Origin of the sequence: Sinorhizobium americanum, from assembly GCF_001651855.1 — a bacterium.
Lineage (GTDB): Bacteria > Pseudomonadota > Alphaproteobacteria > Rhizobiales > Rhizobiaceae > Sinorhizobium > Sinorhizobium americanum.
On sequence record NZ_LNQC01000041.1, the window covers coordinates 22,963 to 47,765 of the forward strand.

At 62.8% G+C, this 24,803-nt stretch carries 26 protein-coding genes; 12 read left to right on the forward strand and 14 right to left on the reverse strand.

What is annotated here, in order from left to right; translation table 11 throughout:
• Positions 1-26: 26 nt before the first annotated feature.
• Both ATC00_RS04820 and ATC00_RS04825 read right to left on the reverse strand, forming a co-directional pair.
• Positions 27-1,199 carry a glycosyltransferase family 4 protein gene (locus ATC00_RS04820; RefSeq protein WP_037380023.1) on the reverse strand — a complete coding sequence of 391 codons (1,173 nt, stop codon included), beginning with the start codon at positions 1,197-1,199 and terminating at the stop codon, positions 27-29.
• A gap of 4 nt (positions 1,200-1,203) precedes the next feature.
• The gene (locus tag ATC00_RS04825) at positions 1,204-1,779 is read right to left on the reverse strand and encodes a polysaccharide biosynthesis/export family protein (protein ID WP_037379951.1); all 576 of its coding nucleotides are present in this window, start codon (positions 1,777-1,779) and stop codon (positions 1,204-1,206) included.
• A gap of 210 nt (positions 1,780-1,989) precedes the next feature.
• On the opposite strand from ATC00_RS04825, the gene ATC00_RS04830 reads away from it, so the two are divergent.
• The gene (locus tag ATC00_RS04830) at positions 1,990-4,116 is read left to right on the forward strand and encodes a GumC family protein (protein ID WP_064252145.1); all 2,127 of its coding nucleotides are present in this window, start codon (positions 1,990-1,992) and stop codon (positions 4,114-4,116) included.
• An 8-nt stretch (positions 4,117-4,124) separates the two neighbouring features.
• Here ATC00_RS04830 and ATC00_RS04835 read toward each other — a convergent pair whose 3' ends face one another.
• Positions 4,125-5,369, reverse strand: a complete 1,245-nt coding sequence (locus tag ATC00_RS04835) for a GNAT family N-acetyltransferase (protein ID WP_064252198.1) — start codon at positions 5,367-5,369, stop codon at positions 4,125-4,127.
• Between the two features lie 203 nt (positions 5,370-5,572).
• On the opposite strand from ATC00_RS04835, the gene ATC00_RS04840 reads away from it, so the two are divergent.
• Positions 5,573-6,223 (forward strand): CatB-related O-acetyltransferase, encoded by a 651-nt coding sequence (locus ATC00_RS04840; RefSeq protein ID WP_064252199.1) that lies wholly within the window; start codon positions 5,573-5,575, stop codon positions 6,221-6,223.
• 2 nt (positions 6,224-6,225) lie between these two features.
• Here ATC00_RS04840 and ATC00_RS04845 read toward each other — a convergent pair whose 3' ends face one another.
• Positions 6,226-6,966: a metallophosphoesterase family protein gene (locus tag ATC00_RS04845; protein WP_037379955.1), complete on the reverse strand. Its 741-nt coding sequence runs from the start codon at positions 6,964-6,966 to the stop codon at positions 6,226-6,228.
• Between the two features lie 17 nt (positions 6,967-6,983).
• On the reverse strand, positions 6,984-7,196 hold the full coding sequence (locus ATC00_RS04850; protein ID WP_037379956.1) for a DUF2842 domain-containing protein: 213 nt from the start codon (positions 7,194-7,196) through the stop codon (positions 6,984-6,986).
• A gap of 159 nt (positions 7,197-7,355) precedes the next feature.
• Between ATC00_RS04850 and ATC00_RS04855 the strand changes: the two genes are divergently transcribed.
• Positions 7,356-8,459, forward strand: coding sequence for a COX15/CtaA family protein (locus ATC00_RS04855; protein WP_064252146.1), 1,104 nt, complete (start codon positions 7,356-7,358; stop codon positions 8,457-8,459).
• 72 nt (positions 8,460-8,531) lie between these two features.
• Here the strand turns inward: ATC00_RS04855 and argC are convergent, their stop codons facing one another.
• The 6 genes from argC to ATC00_RS04885 form a co-directional block, all read right to left on the reverse strand.
• Complete coding sequence (gene argC, locus ATC00_RS04860) at positions 8,532-9,464, reverse strand: N-acetyl-gamma-glutamyl-phosphate reductase (protein WP_064252147.1); 933 nt, start codon at positions 9,462-9,464, stop codon at positions 8,532-8,534.
• A gap of 84 nt (positions 9,465-9,548) precedes the next feature.
• Entirely contained in the window at positions 9,549-10,505 is a 957-nt protein-coding gene (speB, locus tag ATC00_RS04865; RefSeq protein ID WP_064252148.1) for an agmatinase, read from the reverse strand.
• Between the two features lie 2 nt (positions 10,506-10,507).
• A complete protein-coding gene (locus ATC00_RS04870; protein WP_064252149.1) occupies positions 10,508-10,843 on the reverse strand; it encodes an antibiotic biosynthesis monooxygenase family protein in 336 nt (111 codons plus the stop codon).
• A gap of 82 nt (positions 10,844-10,925) precedes the next feature.
• Positions 10,926-11,393, reverse strand: coding sequence for a 30S ribosomal protein S9 (gene rpsI / locus ATC00_RS04875; RefSeq protein ID WP_018239369.1), 468 nt, complete (start codon positions 11,391-11,393; stop codon positions 10,926-10,928).
• Between the two features lie 2 nt (positions 11,394-11,395).
• Positions 11,396-11,860 carry a 50S ribosomal protein L13 gene (rplM, locus tag ATC00_RS04880; RefSeq protein WP_014327963.1) on the reverse strand — a complete coding sequence of 155 codons (465 nt, stop codon included), beginning with the start codon at positions 11,858-11,860 and terminating at the stop codon, positions 11,396-11,398.
• 204 nt (positions 11,861-12,064) lie between these two features.
• Positions 12,065-12,511 (reverse strand): PaaI family thioesterase, encoded by a 447-nt coding sequence (locus tag ATC00_RS04885; RefSeq protein WP_064252150.1) that lies wholly within the window; start codon positions 12,509-12,511, stop codon positions 12,065-12,067.
• A gap of 149 nt (positions 12,512-12,660) precedes the next feature.
• Between ATC00_RS04885 and ATC00_RS04890 the strand changes: the two genes are divergently transcribed.
• Positions 12,661-13,482, forward strand: a complete 822-nt coding sequence (locus ATC00_RS04890; protein WP_064252151.1) for an enoyl-CoA hydratase — start codon at positions 12,661-12,663, stop codon at positions 13,480-13,482.
• Here the strand turns inward: ATC00_RS04890 and ATC00_RS04895 are convergent.
• Positions 13,479-14,315 (reverse strand): DMT family transporter, encoded by an 837-nt coding sequence (locus ATC00_RS04895; RefSeq protein ID WP_064252152.1) that lies wholly within the window; start codon positions 14,313-14,315, stop codon positions 13,479-13,481. The genes ATC00_RS04890 and ATC00_RS04895 overlap by 4 nt on opposite strands.
• Positions 14,316-14,528: 213 nt before the next feature.
• Between ATC00_RS04895 and ATC00_RS04900 the strand changes: the two genes are divergently transcribed.
• From ATC00_RS04900 to ATC00_RS04910, 4 genes are all read left to right on the forward strand, one after another.
• Positions 14,529-14,957 (forward strand): CoA-binding protein, encoded by a 429-nt coding sequence (locus tag ATC00_RS04900; RefSeq protein ID WP_037379971.1) that lies wholly within the window; start codon positions 14,529-14,531, stop codon positions 14,955-14,957.
• Between the two features lie 19 nt (positions 14,958-14,976).
• Positions 14,977-16,260, forward strand: a complete 1,284-nt coding sequence (locus ATC00_RS04905; RefSeq protein ID WP_064252153.1) for an O-acetylhomoserine aminocarboxypropyltransferase — start codon at positions 14,977-14,979, stop codon at positions 16,258-16,260.
• A 29-nt stretch (positions 16,261-16,289) separates the two neighbouring features.
• The gene (locus ATC00_RS32875) at positions 16,290-16,454 is read left to right on the forward strand and encodes a hypothetical protein (protein WP_082912036.1); all 165 of its coding nucleotides are present in this window, start codon (positions 16,290-16,292) and stop codon (positions 16,452-16,454) included.
• 82 nt (positions 16,455-16,536) lie between these two features.
• Positions 16,537-16,881: a cupin domain-containing protein gene (locus tag ATC00_RS04910; RefSeq protein WP_037389091.1), complete on the forward strand. Its 345-nt coding sequence runs from the start codon at positions 16,537-16,539 to the stop codon at positions 16,879-16,881.
• A gap of 22 nt (positions 16,882-16,903) precedes the next feature.
• Here ATC00_RS04910 and ATC00_RS04915 read toward each other — a convergent pair whose 3' ends face one another.
• Both ATC00_RS04915 and ATC00_RS04920 read right to left on the reverse strand, forming a co-directional pair.
• Positions 16,904-18,100 carry a NosD domain-containing protein gene (locus ATC00_RS04915; protein ID WP_064252154.1) on the reverse strand — a complete coding sequence of 399 codons (1,197 nt, stop codon included), beginning with the start codon at positions 18,098-18,100 and terminating at the stop codon, positions 16,904-16,906.
• An 87-nt stretch (positions 18,101-18,187) separates the two neighbouring features.
• Positions 18,188-19,435, reverse strand: coding sequence for a cytochrome P450 (locus ATC00_RS04920; protein WP_064252155.1), 1,248 nt, complete (start codon positions 19,433-19,435; stop codon positions 18,188-18,190).
• A gap of 183 nt (positions 19,436-19,618) precedes the next feature.
• Between ATC00_RS04920 and ATC00_RS04925 the strand changes: the two genes are divergently transcribed.
• The 4 genes from ATC00_RS04925 (at position 19,619) to clpX (ending at position 24,633) form a co-directional block, all read left to right on the forward strand.
• On the forward strand, positions 19,619-20,476 hold the full coding sequence (locus ATC00_RS04925) for an endonuclease/exonuclease/phosphatase family protein (protein WP_037389343.1): 858 nt from the start codon (positions 19,619-19,621) through the stop codon (positions 20,474-20,476).
• A 120-nt stretch (positions 20,477-20,596) separates the two neighbouring features.
• Entirely contained in the window at positions 20,597-22,156 is a 1,560-nt protein-coding gene (locus ATC00_RS04930; RefSeq protein WP_064252156.1) for a phospholipase D family protein, read from the forward strand.
• A gap of 280 nt (positions 22,157-22,436) precedes the next feature.
• Positions 22,437-23,069: an ATP-dependent Clp endopeptidase proteolytic subunit ClpP gene (gene clpP / locus ATC00_RS04935; protein ID WP_037389081.1), complete on the forward strand. Its 633-nt coding sequence runs from the start codon at positions 22,437-22,439 to the stop codon at positions 23,067-23,069.
• A 286-nt stretch (positions 23,070-23,355) separates the two neighbouring features.
• On the forward strand, positions 23,356-24,633 hold the full coding sequence (clpX, locus tag ATC00_RS04940) for an ATP-dependent Clp protease ATP-binding subunit ClpX (protein WP_018239383.1): 1,278 nt from the start codon (positions 23,356-23,358) through the stop codon (positions 24,631-24,633).
• The last annotated feature ends 170 nt before the right edge of the window (positions 24,634-24,803 follow it).

The window sequence follows — 24,803 nt, forward strand, 5'->3', positions numbered from 1 at the left end:
GATAGCAGAAAGCCACTAAGAAACGCTTACGTTGTACGCAGCCGCGCCTCGGCGAAGATCGATTCCTCGGTAAGTTCACCGTAGAGCTGCATGAGGCGCCTGGTCATCACCGCGGCCGAGAAGCGAGACTTGAAGCGCTCTGCATCGGGCATCGTGCGGGCTGCCCAGTGCTGGTCTATGCCCGCCGCCGCCATGACCTCGGCAAGCGCCCTCGCATCTGCCGGCTCGACGAGCGCTCCGCTGTCGGCGCCCAGCACCTCTGGCATTCCGCCCACCCTGGACGCGATGACCGGTTTTCCGGCGGCAAGCGCTTCAAGGAGGATGTAGGGCATCGACTCCGCGCGAGAGGGAATGACGACGGTACGGGCAAGCGCAAAGGCCTCGCGGGCCTTCATCGCCGGGCGCATCCTGACGCGATCGCCAAGCCCCATGCGCGCTATCATTTCTTCATACTGGAATTGCTGCGGGCCATCGCCGATCATCAGGCCGGAGAGCGTCCGTCCGGCAAGTTCTTCCGCCTTGGCGAAGCTCTCGATAAAGAGATCCGGCCCCTTCAGGTCCCGCATCATGCCGATGTAGAGAAAATCGACCGCGCCGGGACTTGCAACGACGGGCGCGAACTCCGTGTCACCGATGCCGTTATAGATCACCTCGTTGCGCCCCGCGGGCCGGCCGACCTTGGTGAAATAGGTCTGTCGCTCGAAGTCGCAGACGAAGACGAGCGCGTCGGTGAGACGCTCCTGGAAGCGCTCCATCCGGAAGATGGCGCCGCCGGCGAGCGACTTCCGTTTGTAATGGAGGCTGCCCCCGTGGGGCGAATAGAGGCGGGCTACGCGACACTTGTTGACCCGCAGCGCTGAACCGATGATGCGTGCGAGCACGCCGCCCTTGGCGCCATGCCCGTGCAACACATCCGGTTGCAAGCTTCTGATCTGCTTGTAGCTGCGCCAGAGCGCGGCAAAATCCGAGGGCCCGATCGTCCGATGGATCGGCGTACGGACGACACCGAGCGCCAGGAAGGGGCGGATCTCGTCGAAGAGGGCGTCCTCGTAAGCGCCGCCCGTGGTGCTGTCGCAGAGAATTCCCACCTGATGGCCCGCTGCCGCATGCGCCTCGGCAAGATCGCGAACGTGGCGGAAGATGCCGCCGATCGGCGATCTGAAGCAATGGAGAATGCGCAGGGGCCGCGGGCTCGACATGGTGTCAGAACAGCCGTTCGCGAACATAGATCGTGTCGCCCGCAAGCACCGGATCGGTGATCGGCACGCGACCCGTTATAATGCGGCCGTTGACCTTGCGGGTGATGTCGGCATTCGTCTGGTTTGCGCGGGGAGTGAAGCCGCCGGCAACCGCGATCGCGTTCTGCACCGTCATGCCCGGAACGTAGCTGTATTGGCCGGATTGGCCCACTTCACCCATGATGAAGACCGAACGGTAGCGGTCGACCTCGATGGTCACGTCGGGGTCGCGCAGAAAGCCCTCGCGCAGCTTGGCCGCGATCATCCCTTCGAGTTCCGGAAGCGTATGGCCGCGTGACGGCACCGCGCCGATCAGCGGGAAGGCAACATAGCCCGCCTGGTCGACCGTGTAATTTCCGCTGAGGCCCGGCTGCTCGAATACGGTGACGCGGAGGCGGTCGCCGCTATCCAACCGATAGGGCTGGATCGTCGCCTCGCTGAAGGCCTTGGGAGCCGGCTGATAGCTCGTGCAGCCGCTGGCGAGCGCCGACAATATTGCCACGGCGAAAGCGCGTGCTGCCTTTGTGCCTGCGATCGACATGCGGGTTCTCGTTGGCTCCGGAATATACCTCTCAGCGATGTTATCGATCCGTTAGGGTTAATAGCCCGTAAACTCCCGGTAGAATTCCGATCCGGCCGCGATCGCAACGATTCTACCGCGCCAACATCCGGCAGTTGCGCCTGCAATTAACACTTGCGTTACCATGTTCCTTTACCTTCCGGCTGAATGCGGAAGCTTTGGGGTGGCGGCATGTCGGACGTCGGCAGTCAGCAGGATGTGGATATCGATCTGGGCGGGCTCTTTCGCGCCATCTGGCAGCGTCGCGCCCGCGTCTTGCTGGCGACGGTCGGTGCTGCGGCACTTGCCTTTGGCGCGGCGAAAATGGTCGCGCCCGCCTATGAAAGCGAAACGCGCGTCCTGATCGAATCGCGCGAGCCGGAGTATAGCGGTCCGAACGAGGCGTCGCAGACGAGTTCGGACCGCATTTTCGACGAGTTCGGCATCGCCAGCCAGGTGCAGGTGCTGCGCTCCGCCGACCTCATCAAGCAGGTCGCCCGCAACATGAAGCTGCACGAGCTGGAGGAGTTCGACCCGTCGGCGCATCCCTCTGCGGTTTCGGATCTCCTGGTCATGCTGGGGCTCAAGAAGAACCCGCTCGAGCTGCCGCCGGAAGAGCGGATCCTGAAGGAGTTCAATACCAAGCTGCAAGTCTACCAGATCGAGAAGTCGCGCGTGATCGCCATTGCCTTCACGTCGAAGGATCCGAAACTCGCCGCTGCCATTCCGAACGAGATGGCCAAGGTCTATCTATCGCTGCAGAGCGGTGCGAAGCTCGACTCCAACTCGGAAGCCAGCCGCTGGCTGGAGCCGGAGATCGGCAATCTAAGGGAAAAGGTTCGGGAGGCGGAAGCCAAGGTCGCCGCCTATCGTGCTGAATCCGGTTTGCTCCCGACCGGCGAGACCGAGAATTTCGCGACCCGGCAGCTCACCGATATTTCCACCGAGCTGGCGCGGGTCCGCGGCGAACGGGCGAACGCGGCAGCGCGCGCCGAAGGCGTGCGTGCGGCACTTGCCGACGGCCGCCCCGTCGAGACGCTGACCGATATCGTTGGCTCGCCGATGATCCAGCGGCTGAAGGAGAATCAGGCCACCCTGCAGGCGCAGATCGCCGATCTATCGACCGCGCTGCTCGATGGGCATCCTCGACTGAAGGGGCTGAAATCACAGCTTGAAGGCATTCGCGAGCAGATACGTGCGGAGACGCGAAAGATACTCTCCAGTCTCGAGAACGAAGCAAAGGTGGGGCAACTCCGTGAACAGCAGTTGCTGCAGCAGTTGAACGCGCTGAAAGCCCAATCGGCGCAGGCGGGCGAGGAAGAGGTGGGGCTCCGTGCGTTGCAGCGCGAGGCGACTGCCCAGCGCCAGCTGCTGGAGACCTATCTCGCCCGCTACCGCGAAGCGACATCGCGAACCGTCGCGAATGCGACGCCGGCCGACGCGCGGGTGATTTCCAATGCGGTGGTCCCGACGCTGGCGAGTTTTCCCAAGGTGGTGCCGATCACGATCGTCGCCGCGCTTGCGAGCTTCCTGATCACCTGCGTCGTCATCATGCTCGGCGAACTCTTCAGCGGCAGGGCGCTGCGGCCGGTCTCCGGTTCCGGAAGGATGCCGGAGACTGCTGGTCCTGCAGCGCCGCTTATCTCGCAGGAGGTGCCGGCACCCGTTGCCGTGCCCGAAGACGAGCATGCACGGGAGGAGCCGGAGCCGCGCATTGCGGCAGAGCACGATTTTTCGATCGAGTCGGTGGCAGGACATCTGCTCGACAACGACATCCGCGTCGCCGTTTCGGTCTCGCCGGGAGGGAACGAGGGATCGACGGCAACGGTGATGCTGGCGCGTCTGCTTGCCGAAGAGGAACACAAGGTCGTGCTCATCGACCTTTCCGGATCGGCCTGCCCGACGCGGCTGATGGCCCAGTCGCTGCATCTGCCCGGCATTACGAACCTCCTATCGGGCGAGGTCGCCTTCACTGAGACGATCCATGCGGACAGGTTTTCCGAGGCGCACATCATCCCGCAGGGCGGCGCCGACCCCCATGCGGCGATGCGCGGCATCGAGCGTCTGCAGATGATTATCGACGCGCTGACGAGCGCTTATGATCTGGTGCTGGTCGAGTGCGGTGCGGCGGACGCCGCTTCCGTCGCCAAGGTGGCGCGGCGTGAGGAGATCGAGATTATCATTTCGGCACCTTCGGTCAGCGAGGAAAGGATCATCGAAGAACTGACAAGCTTCGGGGAGGCCGGCTACCGCGACATTGTGCTGATGACCGGTGGCGGCGAAGGCAGTCCCGACCTGCGCGACTGCCGCGCGGCCTGAGGCGTGCTTCAATCTGCCGCGATTTCTGCGCTGGCGCGCCACCGGCGCCGCTGCCGCTGGACGAGAGCATAAAGGGCTTTGTTCGCCTTGATGACGCGCTTGGCGCGGACGACGGCGCGATGCAGGCCGGCCGCCGCATAGCCGCGCAGGGTCAGCGGCAGCGCGATGTCCCGCAAGGCGGTCTCCACCGTGGACCACGACCGCTTGTAGGGCTGGTCGCCGATGCCGAAATCGAAGAGCGCAACGCCTTCGCCACAGAGACGTTCGATCACCCGGTAGAACAGCAACTCGCCTGGGCTGCTGTCGGCGGCGATCGTGTCGTCGATCGAGCCGAACTGGCAGATGACATGGTCGCCCTTTCGCGACAGGCCGGTCACGGCGATGATCCGCCCCTGGTGCTCGCCCTTGAGGCGGATCGCGTTGAGCTCGAGAAGGCTGTCGCCCTCGCGATGCCGATTGATCAACAGGCGAAAGAAGGCGCGCGTTTCCGGCTCGCCGAAGACATCGGGCAGGCCCTGGGCTTCCAGCCGTGCGGCTTTCTGCCGGAAGAACGTCTCCAGCAGCGCATGCGCCTCCGCCGGCTCACGGGCAACCACATAGTCATAGCCACCGAGTTCGGCGAGCCGCCTTTCGGAGAGGCGCATCTTCTTGCGCCGACGCTTTGCGTTGAGTTGCGCGATTGTCCGTTCCATATCGCCGGCAAGCGAGAGTTGGAAAGAGGCGTTCGGATTGGCAATGCCGGGCAGGACGGCGAGGGGGTGGGGCAGGCCGCGCCAAACCGCCGGCGTCCTTTCGAGGGCAACGACATCGGCATGCGCGCGCAGCGCCCGGCGGACGCCTTCGCTCAGCAAGCGGGCGAGATGGTCCCGCGGCACACGCTCGATTTCGGCAGCAAACAATCCGGTGTTGAGATTGCTGTGCTCGGTCGCGATCAGCCGCGCCGTCCGGAAGAAGTGGCCCCGTTCGACCTCGAACGGCAGGAAGAAGAGCAGTTGATCGGCAATGGCGCCGCGTACGACCAGCAATTGACCGTCATGCGCTCTCGTCCAGGCGGCGCACCAGTCGAAGCTCTGATGTAGGGAGTTCAGTGTGCTGGCGTCGAGCGCTCGCCAGTCCGCTTCCAGTTCCGCCATATCGCGATGCACGGACAACGTGACCCGGTCGGCGTAAGGACTATGGGCAGCTGGGCGCCTCGAAAGGTCGCGCCACGATTGCCCATGTGGCGCGGCAAGGGTGAAATTGAAATTGGCCATCTCTCGGATCATCCGGCATGCGTCGTGCTTCGATAGGAGGGCAAGAACTGCTACATCCTCTTTAATTCCGCCGTTGCTTCCTCCGCGATCGGCAAATGCGGTTACCAAAGCGTGAAGCAAGCGGTTCGTCTGTGGCTTGGAAATCGTCGCCGAGGCGTTACATCACGCAGCCGATACGTCACGAACCAACGGTGGAGCTGCTGATGATGCCGCGCGATGCGCTGCCGGACCCCGGCGCCAAGTTTCCGGTCGCGCAATTTCCGCGGATCGGATTTCTCAAGAATCTCGTGCGTTCGCCGCTGATCGAGGCGGGCGAATACAGCTACTACGACGATCCGGAGGGCCCTGAATGTTTCGAGGAAAAGTGCGTCCTCTATCACTATGACTTCGTCGGGGATCGGCTGGTGATCGGGCGGTTTTGCGCACTGGCGACGGGCGTTCACTTCATCATGAACGGCGCCAACCACGCGCTATCCGGCTTTTCGACCTTTCCGTTCGGCGTTTTTCCTGGCGCCTGGCGCGAGGGCTTCGATCCGGCCGCCTATGCAACGGGCCATCGCGGCGACACGATTGTCGGCAACGATGTCTGGCTCGGCATCGAGGCGACGGTCTTGCCGGGCGTCACGATCGGCGACGGCGCCATCGTGGCCGCGAAATCCGTGGTGACCAAGGATGTTCCTCCCTATGCGATCGTTGCGGGCAATCCGGCAAGGGTCGTCAGAATGCGGTTCCCGCCTTCAACCGTTGAGCGCTTGCAGGCAGTGGCCTGGTGGAACTGGCCGATCGACAAGGTGACGCGCAACATCGCGGCGATAACCGGCGCGGACATCGAGGCGCTTGAAACCGCGCAGTAGCCTCAGTCCAGAAATCCGGTCGCGAGCGCGGTTGCCCAGTCGGGCCGGCCGCGTTCGGCGGCGAGGCGCGACATTGCCATATGGTCGTAGGGCAGGCAGCGGAAGCTGACGGTCCAGCCGCCAGCAGTGTATTCGACGATAGCATAGCGCGCGTCCGGCGCGCCCGTTTCGACCTTGTGCGGCACGGGCCGATCGTCATCATAGCCTGGGCAGCCGACGCTGCCGGGATTGATGAGAAGGCGCCCGCCAGCCAGCCGCAGCGCGCGCGGGATATGCGTGTGGCCGCAGAGGATCACCGGATAGTCAATGCCTGCGGCGAAGCTTTCGATCGCCTTGCGCGCTGCTATGTGGACGACGCCATCGGTTGTCAGTGCTTCCATCCAGTAGGTCTCGTCATTGGCGGGCGTGCCGTGGCAGAGGAAGAACGTATCGCGGTAGACCAGCGTTTCAGGCAACGAAGCCAGCCATGCCTTGTGGCGTGGCTCGAGTTCGTCATGGGCGGCCCGGTCGGAAAGCCCCATTCTGGCCGGCTCCAGCGTCAGGAGGTAGCGATCGTGATTGCCGCGGATCGCCGGCATCGCGCGGCCGATCAGGAGGTCCGCCGTGCGGGCGGCATTGAGCGGGCCACTCAGGTGGTCGCCCAGATTGACGATCTCGTCGATCCCCTGGGCGTCGATGTCCGCCAGCACCGCCTCGAGTGCCAGATCGTTGCCATGAATATCGGAGATGACGGCGACCTTCATGGGTGCACCTCAGCCGGTCAGCGATTGTTTGCGGGCTTTTCCATCCACTTGATGATCAGCATCGCCGGAAGGATCCACAGGAGCCCGGTGAAGAAGAAATAGAGAAGATGCACCCACCAGGGCGAGGTGCCGAGGAGGAGGGAAGCAAAGGTGACCGCCGCCAGCGCATAGACGATGACAAGAATGATGATGAGGACGGTGCCGATGAGTTTTCTGAGGCGTACGGGCATCGGACTTCTTTCGGATGGCAGAATCGAGCTGGCCGCGACGGCATGCCGCAAAGGCTTCGGCCTTGTTTTGCACGCCGCTCTGGTGCAAATCAACGGCTTTCGAACGCTTGGCGGCAACCCGTCCCGACGAGGTTGTCGCCGACAAACGAGGAAGACCTCATGGCGCATGCCGAACTGGCAAGGGAACAGACGCTGCGGAGCGAGATCGACAGAGCCGAGCGCAATCGCCGGCAGATCCGCGGCTGGCTCGCGGTCGTCCTGTTCGCCCTGTTTGCCCTGGTGATTGTCGGCGGCGCGACGCGCCTGACGGAGTCCGGTCTGTCGATCACCGAATGGAAGCCGGTCCATGGCGTGGTTCCGCCCCTGTCCGCGGAGGAATGGGAGGAGGAGTTCCGCCTTTACCAGCGCATTCCCCAGTATGAGCAGATGAACAAGGGAATGACGGTCGAGGAGTTCAAGACGATCTTCTGGTGGGAATGGGCGCACCGGCTGCTCGCGCGCGGAATTGGCGTGGTCTTCGCCCTGCCGCTGCTGTTCTTCTGGCTGACCGGGCGGATCGAGCCGCGATTGCGGCTGCCGCTTCTTGGCATTCTGGCGCTCGGGGGCTTCCAAGGCTTTATCGGCTGGTGGATGGTCTCCTCCGGTCTCGTCGAGCGCACGGAAGTCAGCCAATACCGCCTTGCCACGCATCTGGTGATCGCCTGTCTGATCTTCGCCGCCTGCATGTGGATCTATCGCGGGCTTTCGCCGCATTCCGGCGATGCGGCGCCGACGCAAAGGTCGCAAACGATCGCCGGCATTATCGCAGCGATCAGCCTCTTCCAGATCTATCTGGGCGCCCTGGTCGCCGGTCTCGACGCCGGCTTGAGCTACAATACCTGGCCGCTGATGGATGGCGCCCTCGTGCCGGGGGATCTCTTCGTTCAGCAGCCCGGCTGGATCAACCTCTTCGAGAATCCGAAGACCGTGCAATTCCTGCACCGCAGCGGCGCCTACCTGTTGTTCGCGCTGGTGCTCATGCATATGGTCGTGTCGCTGAGGGCTGCGCCGGGCACCACTCATGCACGCCGTTCCGCGCTTCTCTTCGCGCTCGTCACCGCTCAGGCGGCGATCGGGATCACGACACTCCTTCTACAGGTGCCGATCGGCTGGGGCGTGCTTCACCAGGCGGGCGCGCTTGTCGTACTCGGCTTCGCGATCGCCCATTGGCGCGGCTTCATCGGCGAATTTCCGAGGCCGACGGCGATCGAAGTTCGCAACTAATCCGCGGCTCGCATGGCGCAAAGAAAAACCCCGGCAGCGGTGACTGCCGGGGTTTTGTTTTCTGAGCCTTTGTCAGGCAGACAGCATCAGGTCCATATTCTGGACCGCCGCGCCCGAGGCGCCCTTGCCGAGATTGTCGAGCAGGGCGACGAGGTTCACATGAGCACCACCAGGGGTGCCGAAAACGAAGAGCTTCATCGTGTCCATGCCGGCAAGCTCGGTTGCGTCGATCCGGGCAAGCCTTGCGCTTTCGGCAAGCGGAACCACGTCGACGATCGACTGGCCGGCGTAGTGCACGGCGAGCGCGGCATGGATGCTTTCAAGCGTCGTCCCGGCGGCGAGGTCGTCGAGGTAAAGCGGCACCTGGACGATCATGCCCTGCGCGAACTTGCCGACGGACGGTGAGAAGACCGGCGCGCGCTCGAGCAGGCCGTGCATCTTCATTTCCGGCACATGCTTGTGCTTGAGCGGGAGGCCGTAGAGGAAATGCGGCGCGCTGATGCGGTCGGCGTGATTCTCGTCTTCGATCTGCGCGATCATCTGCTTGCCGCCACCGGTATAACCGGAGACGGCGTTGACGGTTACCGGATAGCCGTCCGGCAGGATGCCCGCCTGGCGCAGCGGCCGGATCAGGCCGATTGCGCCGGTCGGGTAGCAGCCGGGATTGGAGACATGCCGCGCGTCACGGATTTTGGCGGGCTGCGTCTTGTCCATCTCGGCAAAGCCATAGGCCCAGTCGGGCGCGACGCGATGCGCTGTCGATGTGTCGATGATCCTGACCCGGTTGTTGCCGGCGACCATGGCGACCGCTTCGCGCGAGGCGTCGTCCGGCAGGCAGAGGATGGCGATGTCGGCGCTGTTCAGAAGGTCTTCACGCATCGCCGCGTTACGGCGTTCCGCTTCCGGGATCGACAGGAGCTCGAGATCGGAACGGCCGGCCATGCGCGTCCGGATCTGCAGGCCCGTCGTGCCGTGTTCGCCATCGATGAAGATCTTCGGTTTCATGATTTTCCTGCTCCTGCAGATGGTTACCGGGGTTTCCGGAATCAATCTGGCATAGACTTGAATCAGTTTCTTGAACGCCAGCGATCAGCCGCGTCGTTCCGCCAGCCATTCGGCCCTGAGGCCCAGCATATACATGGCGATGGTCGAGCCAGCAATGGCGGTCAGGTCGGCATGGTCATAGGCGGGCGCCACCTCGACGACGTCGCTGCCGGCAATATGCAGCGCTCCCAGCTTGCGCAGCACCGAGAGGACCTTGGCGCTGGACGGACCGCCCGCGACCGGCGTGCCGGTGCCCGGAGCATAGGCCGGGTCGAGGCAATCGATATCGAAGGTCAGGTAGGCCGAATGGCTGCCGACATGCCGGACGATAGTGTCGGCGATCTCTTCGGCGCGCATCTCCTCGACCTCGTAGCCATGAACGATGCGGATGCCGCAGTCGTCCGGCGCATGCGTGCGGATGCCGATCTGGATCGAACGCTCGACGTCGATCAGCCCCTCCCGCGCGGCCCGGCCGACGAAGGAGCCGTGGTCGATACGTCCCTTTTCATCCGGCCAGGTATCCTGATGCGCGTCGAATTGCACCAGCGCGAGGGGGCCGTGGAGCGCCGCGTGCGCCTTAAGGATCGGATAGGTGACGAAATGGTCGCCGCCAAGCGTCAAGAGGTAGGCTCCCGACTTCAGGATCTTCGTCGCCTCGCGCTCGATCGTGGCTGGAGTCTTGGCATGGTTGCCATAATCGAGCAGGCAGTCGCCGTAGTCGATTGTCGCCATGTCGGCGAAGAGATTGCGCTGAAACGGGTACTGGGGATCATTGTCGAAGATCGCCGACGCCCGGCGGATCGCCTGCGGACCGAAACGCGCGCCGGGACGATTGGAGGTGGCGGCGTCGAAGGGAATGCCCCAGACGACGGCGTCCACGCCATTGAGCCGCTTCGAATATTTGCGCCGCATGAAGGAAAGCACGCCGGCATGAGTAGGGTCCGTGGCGGCACTGCGCAGCGAACCGGCGGTAATCGCATGATCGATCGTTTTCGGGGCCATCTTCAAACCTCTGCCTTGCTGAAGCCATAGGCGCGTTCGACCCGCGCCACCCGCACTTCATAATGGCTGTACCATTCGGCGCGGCCCCACTTTTGCGCGGCGAGATGATCCACGTTTCTTTTCCAGGCCGCGATGGAATCTTCATCGACCCAGAAGGCATTGGTGATCCCGAAGCCGTCACTGCCGCGAGCGCCCTCTAGCCCAAGAAAGCCGGGCTGCTTGCGCGCCAGTTCCTCCATGGCCTCGGCCATTTCTCCATAGCCGTTGTCGCCGTCGGTCCGGGCGGAAGAGAAGCAGACGACATAGTAGGGCGGGGCAGGCAATTTGGCGAAGGGCATCCGATGCTCCCATCATCGATCCGCAAAAGAAAAAGGCGGAGCTGAAAGCCCCGCCTTTCGATTTCGTAATCCGTGGGCGCGATTAGCGCTTGGAGAACTGGAACGAACGGCGTGCCTTCGCACGGCCGTACTTCTTGCGCTCGACGACGCGGCTGTCGCGGGTGAGGAAGCCGCCACGCTTCAGAACGGAGCGCAGGCCCGGTTCGAAGTAGGTCAGCGCCTTGGCAATGCCGTGACGAACGGCACCGGCCTGGCCGGAGAGGCCGCCGCCGGCAACGGTCGCGTCGACGTCGAACTGGCCGTCACGGGCAGCGGCGACGATTGGCTGCTGCAGGATCATCTGCAGAACCGGGCGGGCGAAGTAAGCCGAGAAGGGCTTGCCGTTGACGGTGATCTTGCCGGAGCCGGCCTTCACCCAAACGCGGGCGACGGCGTCCTTGCGCTTGCCGGTCGCGTAGGAGCGGCCCTGCGCGTCGACCTTCTTGACGTGAACCGGAGCGGCCGGTTCCGCGGTCGTGGCAATGTCCTTGAGGGCGGAAAGGTCAGCCATTATCAGGCGCTCCTTGTGTTCTTGCTGTTCAGCTTAGCGACGTCGAGGACGGTCGGCTGCTGTGCTTCATGCGGGTGGTTCGTGCCGGCGTAGACACGCAGGTTCTTCATCTGGCGGCGGCCGAGCGGGCCGCGCGGAACCATGCGCTCAACGGCCTTCTCGATGACACGCTCCGGGAAGCGGCCTTCGATGATCTGGCGAGCGGTGCGCTCCTTGATGCCGCCGGGATAGCCGGTGTGCCAGTAGTACTTCTTGTCGGTGTACTTCTTGCCGGTGAGAACGGCCTTCTCGGCGTTGATGACGATGACATTGTCGCCGTCGTCGACGTGGGGCGTGAAGGTGGCCTTATGCTTGCCGCGCAGGCGGTTTGCGATGATGGAAGCGAGGCGACCGACAACGAGGCCTTCGGCGTCGATGAGGATCCACTTCTTCTCCACCTCTGCAGGCTTCTGAACGAAGGTTGCCATATCTAAACTCTTTCGTTGGACCCGGAAGCGAGCCGGGCGTTTCTTGTTGCTTGCTTTGGCTTTGATGAGGCCAAAAAAGAAGGCGGCCCCAGAGGACCGCGATCTGCGGGCAGCTTATACGCAAGCGCGAAAATCAGGTCAAGTACAGAGTTCTCGGAGCTCTAAAAGATTACCCTATAAAATCAACCTGTTACGAATGTGGTTTTATGATACCACATGTCGGCGGGGCGGAATCGAATAGGTCGCGGTGGCATGCGCCACCAGATCGTTGCCGCCAACGGGTGTAATTGAGGCATCGAGGACCGCAAGCCGCTTGCCTAGCCTCAGAATCCGGCAGGTGCATTCGAGCGGCTCCGGCTCAGGCTTGCGCAGGAAGTTGATGTTTAGATTCGTGGTCACCGCGAGCGCGACCGGACCGATATGCGCCATCAGCGCGATATAGGCCGAGACGTCGGCAAGCGCGAACAGCGTCGGTCCGGAAACGGTGCCGCCCGGGCGGATGTGGCGCTCGCTCGGGTCGAGCCGCATCGTCGCAAAACCAGGACCGGTAGCCGTCACGGCGAAAATCTTGCCGTCCGTATGGACCTGCGGGAAATCCGTGTCGAGGAAGCGATTGAGCTCCTCGACGGTCATGATCGGCTGCAAGGTCATGCATATCCCTCCATTATTGACGGCCGTTACAGGACGTCCGAGCCTGTCGCGCAAGCCGGAAAATGGTCTTAGACGGAAACGCCGCCGGGGTTGAAAGACCGCTAGCGGCGGCGTACCACGGGCCGACCTACGGCGAACGGGAGAAGACCATGGCGGATGTCGTTGCATTCAAGAAGGAAGAGCCGAACGGGCTGTTGCTGAGAGAAACGAACGGTCCGGTCTTGCGGTTGACCCTCAACAACCCTCCGGCCAACGCGCTGTCGATCGCACTGATGCAGGCGCTTGCGGCCGAACTCGACGCCGTTGCCGGCGCTGAGGAGATCAAGGTCGTCGTCATCGCGGCCACGGGCAAGGTCTTCTCCGCCGGCCACGACCTGAAGGAGATGACATCGCATCGCGCCGATGAGGATGCGGGCAGAGCCTTTTTTGAGAGTGCCATCCGCCTGGCAGCCGACATCATGCTGAAGATCGCGAAGCTACCGCAGGCGGTCATCGCCGAGATCGACGGTCTCGCGACGGCGGCCGGCTGTCAGTTGGTTGCGAGCTGCGATCTCGCCATCTGCACCGACAGCTCGACCTTCTGCACACCGGGCGTGAATATCGGCCTCTTCTGTTCGACGCCGATGGTAGCCCTGTCGCGCGCGGCCCATCGCAAGCAGGCGATGGAAATGCTGCTGACGGGCGAGACGATCGACGCCTCGACCGCCAAGGATTTCGGGCTTGTCAACCGGATCGTGCCGCAGCAATATCTGCGTCAGGTTGTCGACAAATATGCCTCCGTCATCGCCTCGAAGTCGCCGCAGGCACTGAGGATCGGCAAGGAGGCCTTCTACCGTCAGGCCGAGATGCCGCTCGCCGACGCCTATGACTATGCGGTCGGCGTGATGGTCGAGAACATGCTGGCACGCGATGCGCAGGAAGGGATCGGCGCGTTTATCGGCAAACGCATGCCGGAGTGGAAGGAAGACTAAGCCAGTCTTAGCAGCAGCGCTCCGAGCGCGATGACGCAGGCAGCCGCAATGCGCCAGACGCTGACGCGTTCCTTTAGAAAGACGACGGAGATTACCACGGCAAACAGGATCGCCGTCTCTCGCAGGGCGGCGACGGTCGCGACAGGTGCCTTGGTCATAGCCCAGAGCGCCAGCCCGTAGGCGCCGATCGAACCCGCTCCGCCGATGAGGCCGCGCCACCAATGGTGCCGTACGTGCCGCAGCACGGGCTTGACGCCGCGGCTGGCAAAGGCCCAGGCGAAGAGCAGGACGGGCGGCAGCAGGGCCATCCACAGCGTGTAGGAGATTGCATTGCCGGATACCCGCGCGCCGATACCGTCGACGAAAGTGTAACTGGCGATTACGCAGGCATTTGAGAGCGCCAGCCCGATGGCCTGTTTTCCACCCTTGCGCGATTCGAGGGCGAGCGTCAGCACGCCGGCCGAGATCGTCAGGATGCCGGCGAGCGCGCCGCCGGTCAGATGCTCGCCGACGACGATGCTGCTGGTCGCGGCGACGATAAGCGGTGCCACGCCGCGCATCAGCGGATAGACGAGACCGATGTCGCCGGCGCGGTAGGAGGCGGCCACGAGCTGGAAATAGGCGAACTGGAGGACTGCCGAAGCGAGGATATACGACCACGCTGCGGGATTGGGCAGCGGCAGGAAGGGCAAGAAAGGCAGCGCCACGACCGCGGCGCCAAGCGCAATCATGGCGGCATCAAGCGACTTTTCCGAGCCCGCCTTGACCAGCGCGTTCCAGATCGCGTGCAGCAGCGCCCCGAAGAGCACGAGCGCGATGACATCAAGCGGCAAGGTGAACCTCTGCGGGCGTTTCGGAGGGAATTCTCCGCGTTTGTCGCTTTGCTTCGCTCGAAATGCAACCGGATTCGCAGGATCGGCGTTGAGAGAGCGCTAACCGGCAAACGAAACCGTGCATATGGCCGGGTACGAACACAGGCTTGGTTGACTCGTTGCCGCGGCGCCCCAACTATCGCGCGGCAACGACAACACTACTTGGACGACAGCATGAACCACGATGTCTACCCGGATCACTACCTCGCCGACATCCTGCGCGAGACGAGAACTATTGCTATCGTCGGCGCGTCGCCGAAGCCGGAGCGACCGAGCCATCGTGTGATGGCCTTCCTCTTGCGCAAGGGTTACCGCGTCATCCCGGTCAATCCGGGTCATGCGGGCCGGACGATCCTCGACCAGACCGTGGTGGCACGGCTCGCGGATATCGACGAGCCTGTAGATATGGTCGACGTCTTCCGCGCCGCCCACGCCTTGCCCGCACTGGTAGACGAAATTCTCGCGCTGCCGAATCCGCCCAAGGCGATATGGGGCCAGTTGTCGGTCCGCGACGACAAGGCAGCCGCGACGGCAGAGGCGGCCGGCATCAACGTGGTCATGGACCGGTGTCCGGCGATCGAATATCCGCGCCTGATCGGCTGACCGAACCATGGAGATAGGAATGACGAAGACCGGCCCCGGCTTCAGCACCCTCGCCATCCATGCGGGGGCGCAGCCCGACCCGACGACCGGCGCGCGGGCGACGCCGATCTACCAGACGACGAGCTTCGTCTTCAACGACGCGGATCACGCGGCGGCGCTCTTCGGCCTGCAGCAGTTCGGCAACATCTACTCCCGCATCATGAATCCGACGCAGGCGGTGCTGGAGGAGCGCATTGCAGCGCTCGAGGGCGGTACGGCGGCGCTGGCCACCGCTTCCGGGCACGCGGCCCAGCTTCTCGTCTTCCATTCCATCATGGGCGCGGGCGACAATTTCGTCGCCGCAAGGCAGCTTTACGGTGGCTCCGTCAACCAGTTCGGCCAGGCCTTCAAGTCCTTCGACTGGCAGGTGCGCTGGGCCGATTGCGACGACCCCGATAGCTTCGAGACGCAGATCGATGAGAAAACCAAGGCGATCTTCATTGAAAGCCTTGCCAACCCCGGCGGCATCTTCGTCGATATCGCCGCTATCGCCGAAGTCGCGCGCCAGCACGGACTGCCGCTGATCGTCGACAATACGATGGCGACGCCCTATCTGGTGCGGCCGCTGGAGCATGGCGCCGATATCGTCGTCCACTCGCTGACCAAGTTCATCGGCGGCCACGGCAACTCGATGGGCGGGATCATCGTCGATGGCGGCACGTTCGACTGGTCGAAATCCGGGAAATATCCGCTTCTCTCCGAATCGCGCCCGGAATATGGCGGCATCGTGCTGCACCAGGCCTTCGGCAATTTCGCCTTTGCGATCGCCGCGCGCGTTCTGGGACTTCGGGATTTCGGACCGGCGATCTCGCCTTTCAACGCCTTCCTGATCCAGACCGGCGTCGAGACCCTGCCGCTGAGGATGCAGTGCCATTGCGACAACGCGCTCGCCGTTGCGACGTGGCTTCAGGGGCAGGAAAAGGTCTCGTGGGTCCGTTACGCTGGGCTCGAGGACGACCCGAACCATGCCCTTCAGAAGCGCTATTCGCCGAAAGGCGCGGGCGCGGTCTTCACCTTCGGTCTTTCGGGCGGCTACGAGGCGGGAAAGCGCCTCGTCGAGAGCCTCGAAATGTTTTCGCACCTCGCCAATATCGGCGACACCCGTTCTCTGGTCATTCACCCCGCCTCGACCACTCACCGACAGCTTACGTCCGAGCAGCAGGTCGCGGCGGGGGCGGGGCCCGATGTCGTCCGCCTGTCGATCGGTATCGAGGATATCGACGATATCATCGCCGACCTGGAGCAGGCGCTCGCAAGAATTTGATGAGATACACCGCCGACTAAGGGGACGACATGAGCGACGACAATATCGTTAAGTTCGAACGACGGAAACCAAAGCCGGAGCAGAGGACTGCCAACCCACTGCAGCGGAAAGCTCTTATCTGGATCGCGGTTACAGCCGCGTTGGTGCTGGTGTGGGCCTATTATCAGTTCATCTCGCCGCCGAGCCTGCCATGAAGTCGTAGGATCGCGCCGCACGTATGCGACGAGCCTGCAATTTGAACCGGCGACGGATGCGCCGCTCCGACAGAGGTGCCCCATGAGTCACGTGCTGAAATTCGACCTTGCTTCGGTTGAGCCGGAGATCGGTGTCCCGGCCCCCGACCGAGTGATTTCCGGGAACCCGGAGTTCCGCACTTGGAATCTCGAAGAAGCGCCGGACGGGCTATATGCGGGCATCTGGGAAGCAACACCCGGAAAGTGGCGGATCGCCTATGATGAGTGGGAGTATTTCCACGTTCTATCCGGCCATTCGGTCCTCACCGAGGACGGCGGACAGCCGGTCCACCTCAGGACCGGCGACAGCCTGGTCCTGCGGCCGGGTTTTACGGGGACTTGGGAGGTCGTCGAGACGACCCGCAAGGACTACGTGATTCGGCTTTGACGCGCGGCGGTTTTCGGCGCGCCTATCCGCCGGTCGCCGTATTGCCGCCGATGTCGTTGGTCGGATCGTCGTTGCGGATGAGGCTGTCCGATCCGCCTTCGAGCTTGTTGTTGCGCACCACGTTGTTCTGCGCGAAATCGCGATTGCTGGCGCTGCTGCCGAAGGGGTAGGCCGGGTCCGTGAAGCAATAGCTGCTGCTGCCGTTGCGGGAATTCAGCCAGACCGCCGGCCGGGCGAGGAAGGAGGACCGGTAGCGGAAGGTGTTGCCGACGATCTGATTGTGCTGCGGTTTCTGGTGCCGGATGACGCCGCCTTCGCCGCAGTTGCGATAAGCGAATATGCCGCCATTGTCGGAGCGCTCGAAGATGTTGTTGGTGATCCGGTTGTTCGCCGAGCCGTCGATGGCGATCAATTCCCGCTTCTCAGTGGATATTCCGAAGACGTTGTTGCTGATCGTATTGTTGGCGGACTCCGCATCGAGATAGACGGCGACGGCCGTCGACCGGCCGTTGACTTTCGAATTGACGAGAGCCGCGTTGGTGACGCCGGGCCCCACATAGAAGGGGATGCCATCCGGAGCGTCGAAGGTGATATTTTCGAGGCGCACATTCTTCGGAGCCGATGCCTGGGCGAAGGCGGTGTGGTTGGGGTTTCGTGATGATGCCTTCATGATTCCGCCATTGGCGTTCTCGCCGAGCCCGTAGACGCGGACGAATCCTTTGATCCTGCAATTGCGGATCGTCACGTTCGAGGGCGCATCCCAGGCGTCGGAGCCGGCTTCCCTGGAACGAACCGCGATGGCGGTCTTCTCCTTGCGCGATTGACCTGCGCTGACATCGAGCGTTCCGCCGCCGCAGTCGAGCACCGATCCGGAAGCGGCACTTCCCTCGAAGACCAGCGGATGGGTGATGACATCGGCGGAGGCCAGGCGAAGGCTGCAAGTGAGCGCAACCGGATTGGTTCCGGGCGCCTTCAGCTTGGACAGAACCTCCGCGTCGCAGCCTGGCTTGGCGTCGACGTTCTCGACTGGCGGCGTGGAGGGAAGCGTCGGCGGATCGGCTGGCGTTGCGGGGGGCATCGGCCGACCCGGATCACGTTGGGTGACCGGGAGCCCGGGCGGCTTCCTGAAGGCTGCGTCGGCGACCGTTGCCAGCTCGCTCTGGCAGCCGCTCAAGGCAAGGCTGAAGAAAACCAGGCTCGTGAACTTGACCAGTGACATCGGCAGGCTCCTGTGACGGTTCCGTTCAGAGCCGAATAAGGCGTTATGCTTAATCGACTCTGAACGAAGGAGGTCTGGCCTTCCCGGCTACCAGACGAGATCCAGCCGCTCCAGCCCATGGAAGTGGAAGCTGTCCTTGACCGGCGGCTCGTCCTTGAGCCGTAGCCCGGACAGACGGCGGAAGAGGATAGGCAGGGAAAGATTGAGTTCAAGCCGCGCAAGCGGCGCGCCGATGCAGAAGTGCAAGCCGGCGCCGAAGGAGACATTGGCGCCCTCATCGCGGTCCGGCCTGAACGTGTCAGGGGCGGTGAACTTGCGCGGATCGACATTGGCCGCACCGAGCATCAGGCCGATCTTGTCGCCCTTCCTGAGAGAGATGCCGTCCTCCAGTTCGATATCCGAAAGGGCATAGCGCTGGAAGATGTGCAGCGGCGCGGCGAATCGCAGGCATTCTTCCACGGTTCGCGCCGTCGCTTCCTCGCTCGCAAACAGCTGGTCAGGAGAAAAGCCGGATTTCAGGATGGTGCTGACCGCGTTGCCGATCTGGTGAACGGTCGCCTCGTGACCGGCATTCAGAAGCAGCACCGTCGTCGAGATCAATTCGGCCTCCGACAAGCGCTCGCCGTCCTTCTCCGAACGGATCATATGGGTCAGCAGGTCGTCTGCCGGGCTGACGCGCTTTTCCGCGATGATGTCCTTCAGATATGCGGCAAATTCGGTGGAAGCCTGGTTGGCGTCGAGTTCGGTCTCGACGCTCGGATTGAAGACATACATCTTCACCATGCGATGTGACCAGTCGAGAAGGCGAGGAGCGGCCTCGACCGGAATGCCGAGCATGCGGGCGATGATGGTGACCGGGATCGTCTCGGCATAGGCCTTCAAGAGTTCGACCTCGCCGTCCTTTTTGAAACCGTCGATGATCGCATGCGAGAGCGTTTCGATATCCGGCCGAAGCTGCTCGATCTGCCGCGAAACGAAGGCCCGGTTGACGAGCGTGCGTAACCGCGTATGGGCCGGCGGTTCGAGCTCCAGCAGCGAATACTCTTCGAGCGCGTCGAAATCCTTGAGATGCGGTTTCGGCTCTGAAAGGCCGAGGTCCTCACGCGTCGCCACATGCAGAATCTGACGGCCGAATCGGCGGTCGCGCAGAAGGGCGTTTACTTGGTCGTAGCCTGCGAAATACCACTGTTGCGGCTCTTCCCAGAAGAAGGCCGGACATTGCGCATGGAGTGCGCCATAGGCTGGCAGTGGATTGCGGAAAAAGTCGGGGTTGCGAACGTCGAGAGAAACGCGCCGCGCGGGGCCGTCGATGGTAATGCCGGGGGCTGGAGACATGATATCGGGCTCTCGATAAATAGGCAGGCTGATACTTCCACCCCCATCTCTATTGCGCCGGGCGGGATTGCGGCAAGAGCAATCGATCGGCATCGGCCTCGAGGAACAACATCCGCAATATCGACTTTTTCAGTGGCAATGATCGATCTCATTGAGCATGATGCGGCAGCAGCAGGGAGCGGCATGGCAAGAACGCAAGGCAGTTTTTCCGCGGGCATCATGGCCGCGATCCGGAAACGGCGGCCGACCGTGGTCAATCGCGACGCGGCCGTGAGCCGTGGCGATATCGTGATCGCCTCCTACAATATTCACAAATGCGTAGGCACCGACGGGCGTTTCGATCCGGGCCGCATCGCTCAGGTCATCACCGAGATCGGCGCGGATATCGTCGCGCTCCAGGAGGCCGACCAGCGGTTTGGCGAACGCGCCGGGCTTCTGGATCTCGAGCACCTGCGACGCGAGGCCCATCTTGTTTCGGTGCCGATCTCCCCTTTTTCGGAAAAGGGCCATGGATGGCATGGCAATGTCCTCCTGCTCAGGGAAGGCGCGGTATCGGACGTTCGGCAGCTCAATCTTCCGGGCGTCGAGCCGCGCGGCGCGCTGGTCGTCGATCTCGATCTCAAGGTCGGACCGCTGCGGGTGATCGCCGCCCATCTCGGCCTGTTGCGCCACTCCCGGGCGCGGCAGGCGGAGAGTATCCTGCGGGTTGCGGCCGACGGCGTCGGCCGGCCGACGCTGCTCATCGGCGATCTCAACGAGTGGCGCATGGGTAGGCGTTCTTCGCTGAGCTTCCTCAGTCCCATTTTCGACCCGACCCATGCGACAGTTGCGAGCTTTCCATCGCGTTTCCCGCTGTTGCCGCTCGACCGCGTGCTTGGCAATCCGCATCATCTCGTGACGTCGGTGTCGGTGCACGACACGCCGCTGGCGCGGGTGGCTTCGGATCACCTTCCGGTGAAGGCGTCGATTGATCTCAAGGCCGCTCTCAAGGAAGCCGGCACCGATGGCCGCGCTGGGTTGATCGATCTGGAGTCGGCGTGAAGGCGTCCGAGGAGCGTCTTAAATCGGGTTCGAATTTCAAGTAGAATTGGTCGAGAATTCAAGATGTTAAAGGAGCCGCGGCGAGTCTGAGGACGCAGCCGATGCTGTGGACGGCGTGGGATGTTCTTCTGGATTGCGTTCTTTCTTGCCGTTCTCCTGGTTCTTGTCGCCGCCGCGACATTATATGTCTACGGCGTGTTCGGGCGCGGTCCACAGGCGCCCAAGTCCTTCGCCCTGCCTCTCGGCGGCAACCCGACTCGGATCGACGCAAGCGTTGCGTCGCTTCTTTCCGCAAATGCCGGCGAGTGCGCGGTTGCGCTGATCTCGGACAACATCGAGGCCTTCGTCGCGCGTGCCCATTCCGCCCGCTCCGCCGGCCGCAGCCTCGATCTGCAATATTACTACTGGAAGGACGAGCTGACGGGTTTTCTCCTGACCCGCGAGATCATCAGGGCGGCCGACCGGGGCGTGAGGGTGCGGCTGCTGCTCGACGACATCAATGCCGGTCTCCACGACCGGCTCTGCATCGCGCTCGACGCGCATCCGAATATCGACGTGCGGCTCTTCAATCCCAGCCGGGCGCGCACCGACCGCTTCCGCCGCGGCTTTGAAATGGCGGTGCGCGCCCTGAGCGCGACGCGACGCATGCACAATAAGCTGTGGATTGCCGACGGCCGGGTGGCGATTGCCGGCGGGCGCAACATCGGCGACGCCTATTTCGATGCGGCGGAACTGTCGAACTTCCGCGACCTGGACGTCTGGCTGACCGGACCGGTCGCCGATCAGGCCACGGCCATGTTCGACCAGTACTGGAACAGCGCATCCGTGCTGCCGATTGCGGCGCTTCGAACGCCGCGCAAGCACTACCTGCCGGCGCTCTGCGAAACGCTCGATACGCTGGCGCGCACGGCGGCGGCGCGGTTCTATCTGGAAAGAGTGAGTGACGCCGAGGCCGGAGCGGATCTCTATTGGGGCGGCCGCCGGCTTCACCGAAGCGATGGCGTCCGCCTCGCCTTCGATCCACCCGAAAAGGCGCTGCTGCAGAAGCGGCAGAACTGGCTGCTGCGCGAGCTTTTTCCGCTGATCACCGGCGCCGAGCGCGACCTGCGCATCATCTCCCCCTATTTCATTCCGGGGGCTGAGGGAACGCGCCAGCTGACGGCGCTTGCGAACAAGGGCGTGCGGGTGGCGGTGCTGACGAACTCGCTTGCCGCAACGGATGTCGCGGCCGTGCACGGCGGCTATATGAAGTATCGCAGGGGTCTGCTTGAGGGCGGCATCGATCTTTATGAACTCAAGGAGTACGGCGAGGTGATCGACCGCCATCGCATGTCGCTGTTCGGCGCCCGCAATGCCAGCCTGCACACGAAAGCCTTCGTCGTCGATGGCAGGTTCGGCTACGTGGGATCGATGAACTTCGATCCGCGTTCCGCTTCCCTCAATACGGAGATGGGCGTGATTTTCTCCGACGCGGCGCTCGCCGCCGAACTCCAGTCCATCTTCGACGAGGAGACGCTGCCGGAGAGGAGTTATCGGCTGGCGCTCGAAGACGGAAGGCTCATCTGGCGCGACCGGGCGAACGGAGCGACCCGGCTGCTCGCACGCGAGCCCGACGCCGGTGCCCACCGTCGCCTGATCGCCGGAGCGATCCGTTTCCTGCCGCTCGAATCCCAACTCTGACAGCAGGGGCTTTAGCTTTACGGATCGTTTACCCCGACGTCGCGAATGCCTGTGAGCAGGCTGAAATGGCGACGCGATCGGGCCGCAGACCTGAAAAAATGTTCTATCCGGAGGACGACGGGGTCAATGAAAAACGTTGGTTCGAAGCGCTGCGACCATTAAGCTTATCGAATGTTCGCGACTTGAAGTGAAGGGCATTGACACTCTATGTAAGGACTGAGGCTTATCCGATGATTCCCGGTCCGCGAAGGGATTGCGGGCCCGACTATGAAGGTTCGATATGAGAAATCCAGTTGATACGGCCATGGCGCTTGTGCCGATGGTTGTTGAGCAGACCAACCGCGGCGAACGGTCCTACGACATCTATTCGCGGCTGCTCAAGGAGCGCATCATCTTCCTTACGGGCCCGGTCGAAGACCACATGGCGACGCTCGTCTGCGCGCAATTGCTTTTCCTGGAAGCGGAAAATCCGAAGAAGGAAATCGCCCTCTACATCAACTCGCCGGGCGGCGTCGTGACGGCCGGCATGGCGATCTACGACACCATGCAGTTCATCAAGCCGGCAGTCTCGACGCTCTGCATCGGCCAGGCAGCTTCGATGGGCTCGCTGCTGCTGGCGGCCGGCCACAAGGACATGCGCTTTGCGACCCCTAATGCGCGCATCATGGTGCACCAGCCCTCCGGCGGGTTCCAGGGCCAGGCCTCCGACATCGAACGGCATGCCAGAGACATACTCAAGATGAAGCGCCGCTTGAACGAGGTCTATGTCAAGCATTGCGGCCGCACCTATGAGGAAGTCGAGCAGACGCTCGATCGCGACCATTTCATGAGTGCCGACGAGGCGCTCGATTGGGGCTTGATCGATAAGGTGATCACCTCGCGCGAAGCCGCGGAGGGCGGCGAACAGGGTTGAAGCCGATCGCGTCTGCCGCCGTAGACGCGATTGTGACACAATTGTAACGGCTGAGGGCTTTATCGGAAGGGCAAAGCCGTTAATATGAACCGTTAATGCTGTGCTGGTGTTTAGGGTATAGCATTCGGATTTCGACGGGAGAGTCGTTGCAACCGAAATCAGGCATTGCCCTGAGGCGGTGAGTACTCCCAGGAACCCTGCGCGGCGCTGCTCGCTGTGCGCAAGGCGAATTGACTGGTCCGTGATATCTTTCCGAAGGTGTCCGGCGTGCTGGAAGGAAGTGAAAATGAGCAAGGTCAGCGGCAGCAACGGCGGTGACTCGAAGAATACCCTCTATTGTTCGTTTTGCGGCAAGAGCCAGCACGAAGTGCGCAAGCTGATTGCCGGGCCCACCGTGTTCATCTGCGATGAATGCGTGGAACTTTGCATGGACATCATCCGGGAAGAGAACAAGACCTCGATGGTCAAATCCCGCGATGGCGTTCCCACGCCGCAGGAAATCATCAAAGTCCTCGACGAATACGTCATTGGTCAGCAACAGGCCAAGCGCATACTGTCGGTTGCCGTGCACAACCACTACAAGCGCCTTGCCCATGCGGCAAAGAGCAGCGACGTGGAACTGGCCAAGTCGAACATCATGCTCGTCGGCCCGACCGGTTGCGGCAAGACCTATCTGGCGCAGACGCTCGCCCGCATCATCGACGTTCCCTTCACCATGGCCGATGCGACGACGCTGACGGAAGCGGGCTATGTCGGCGAAGACGTCGAAAACATCATTCTGAAACTGCTTCAGGCGGCCGACTACAATGTCGAGCGCGCCCAGCGCGGCATCGTCTATATCGACGAGGTCGACAAGATTTCGCGCAAGTCCGACAACCCGTCGATCACCCGCGACGTTTCCGGTGAGGGTGTCCAGCAGGCGCTTCTGAAGATCATGGAAGGCACCGTCGCCTCCGTGCCGCCGCAGGGCGGCCGCAAGCATCCGCAGCAGGAATTCCTGCAGGTGGATACGACGAACATCCTGTTCATCTGTGGCGGCGCTTTCGCCGGCCTCGACAAGATCATCTCCGCCCGCGGCGAGAAGACCTCGATCGGCTTCGGCGCCACGGTTCGTGCGCCGGAAGATCGCCGGGTCGGCGAAGTGCTGCGCGATCTCGAGCCGGAAGACCTGGTCAAGTTCGGCCTCATTCCGGAATTCATCGGCCGTCTTCCGGTTCTCGCCACGCTCGAGGATTTGGACGAGGATGCCCTGATCCAGATCCTCTCGGAGCCGAAGAACGCGCTTGTCAAGCAGTACCAGAGGCTGTTCGAGATGGAAGACGTCGAATTGACCTTCCACGAGGACGCGCTGCGCGAAATCGCCCGCAGGGCCATCGTCCGCAAGACGGGCGCACGCGGGCTGCGCTCCATCATGGAGAAGATCCTGCTCGACACCATGTTTGAACTGCCGACGCTCGAGGGCGTTCGCGAAGTGGTGATCTCGGACGAAGTGGTCAAGGGAACGGCACGGCCGCTCTATATCTACTCGGATCGCTCCGAGGAGAAGACCAACGTCTCGGCTTGATCACCGAGCACTCCATAATGCAGAGAGAGCCCGCCTGAGTGCGGGCTTTTTCGTGCGTGCCGGCAGGCTTTGCTGCTCGCGAAGATGTGAAGCCGCCGTCCCGACCATTTCTCATCCGCGGCGTTCATGAGCACTCGTCAAGCCTTGCGCAATTTCGCCCCAAAATGATT

Coding starts and splice junctions, on each gene's coding strand:
- ATC00_RS04825 (WP_037379951.1), bottom strand. CDS start 1,779: ATGTCGATCGCAGGCACAAAGGCAGCACGCGCTTTCGCCGTGGCAATA.
- ATC00_RS04840 (WP_064252199.1), top strand. CDS start 5,573: ATGATGCCGCGCGATGCGCTGCCGGACCCCGGCGCCAAGTTTCCGGTC.
- ATC00_RS04835 (WP_064252198.1), bottom strand. CDS start 5,369: ATGGCCAATTTCAATTTCACCCTTGCCGCGCCACATGGGCAATCGTGG.
- rpsI (WP_018239369.1), bottom strand. CDS start 11,393: ATGGCTGACCTTTCCGCCCTCAAGGACATTGCCACGACCGCGGAACCG.
- ATC00_RS04890 (WP_064252151.1), top strand. CDS start 12,661: ATGGCGGATGTCGTTGCATTCAAGAAGGAAGAGCCGAACGGGCTGTTG.
- rplM (WP_014327963.1), bottom strand. CDS start 11,860: ATGGCAACCTTCGTTCAGAAGCCTGCAGAGGTGGAGAAGAAGTGGATC.
- ATC00_RS04925 (WP_037389343.1), top strand. CDS start 19,619: ATGGCAAGAACGCAAGGCAGTTTTTCCGCGGGCATCATGGCCGCGATC.
- ATC00_RS04915 (WP_064252154.1), bottom strand. CDS start 18,100: ATGTCACTGGTCAAGTTCACGAGCCTGGTTTTCTTCAGCCTTGCCTTG.
- ATC00_RS04830 (WP_064252145.1), top strand. CDS start 1,990: ATGTCGGACGTCGGCAGTCAGCAGGATGTGGATATCGATCTGGGCGGG.
- ATC00_RS04850 (WP_037379956.1), bottom strand. CDS start 7,196: ATGCCCGTACGCCTCAGAAAACTCATCGGCACCGTCCTCATCATCATT.
- argC (WP_064252147.1), bottom strand. CDS start 9,464: ATGAAACCGAAGATCTTCATCGATGGCGAACACGGCACGACGGGCCTG.
- ATC00_RS04870 (WP_064252149.1), bottom strand. CDS start 10,843: ATGCCCTTCGCCAAATTGCCTGCCCCGCCCTACTATGTCGTCTGCTTC.
- ATC00_RS04930 (WP_064252156.1), top strand. CDS start 20,597: ATGTTCTTCTGGATTGCGTTCTTTCTTGCCGTTCTCCTGGTTCTTGTC.
- speB (WP_064252148.1), bottom strand. CDS start 10,505: ATGGCCCCGAAAACGATCGATCATGCGATTACCGCCGGTTCGCTGCGC.
- ATC00_RS04820 (WP_037380023.1), bottom strand. CDS start 1,199: ATGTCGAGCCCGCGGCCCCTGCGCATTCTCCATTGCTTCAGATCGCCG.
- clpP (WP_037389081.1), top strand. CDS start 22,437: ATGAGAAATCCAGTTGATACGGCCATGGCGCTTGTGCCGATGGTTGTT.
- ATC00_RS04885 (WP_064252150.1), bottom strand. CDS start 12,511: ATGACCTTGCAGCCGATCATGACCGTCGAGGAGCTCAATCGCTTCCTC.
- clpX (WP_018239383.1), top strand. CDS start 23,356: ATGAGCAAGGTCAGCGGCAGCAACGGCGGTGACTCGAAGAATACCCTC.
- ATC00_RS04910 (WP_037389091.1), top strand. CDS start 16,537: ATGAGTCACGTGCTGAAATTCGACCTTGCTTCGGTTGAGCCGGAGATC.
- ATC00_RS04920 (WP_064252155.1), bottom strand. CDS start 19,435: ATGTCTCCAGCCCCCGGCATTACCATCGACGGCCCCGCGCGGCGCGTT.
- ATC00_RS04905 (WP_064252153.1), top strand. CDS start 14,977: ATGACGAAGACCGGCCCCGGCTTCAGCACCCTCGCCATCCATGCGGGG.
- ATC00_RS04845 (WP_037379955.1), bottom strand. CDS start 6,966: ATGAAGGTCGCCGTCATCTCCGATATTCATGGCAACGATCTGGCACTC.
- ATC00_RS32875 (WP_082912036.1), top strand. CDS start 16,290: ATGAGCGACGACAATATCGTTAAGTTCGAACGACGGAAACCAAAGCCG.
- ATC00_RS04900 (WP_037379971.1), top strand. CDS start 14,529: ATGAACCACGATGTCTACCCGGATCACTACCTCGCCGACATCCTGCGC.
- ATC00_RS04855 (WP_064252146.1), top strand. CDS start 7,356: ATGGCGCATGCCGAACTGGCAAGGGAACAGACGCTGCGGAGCGAGATC.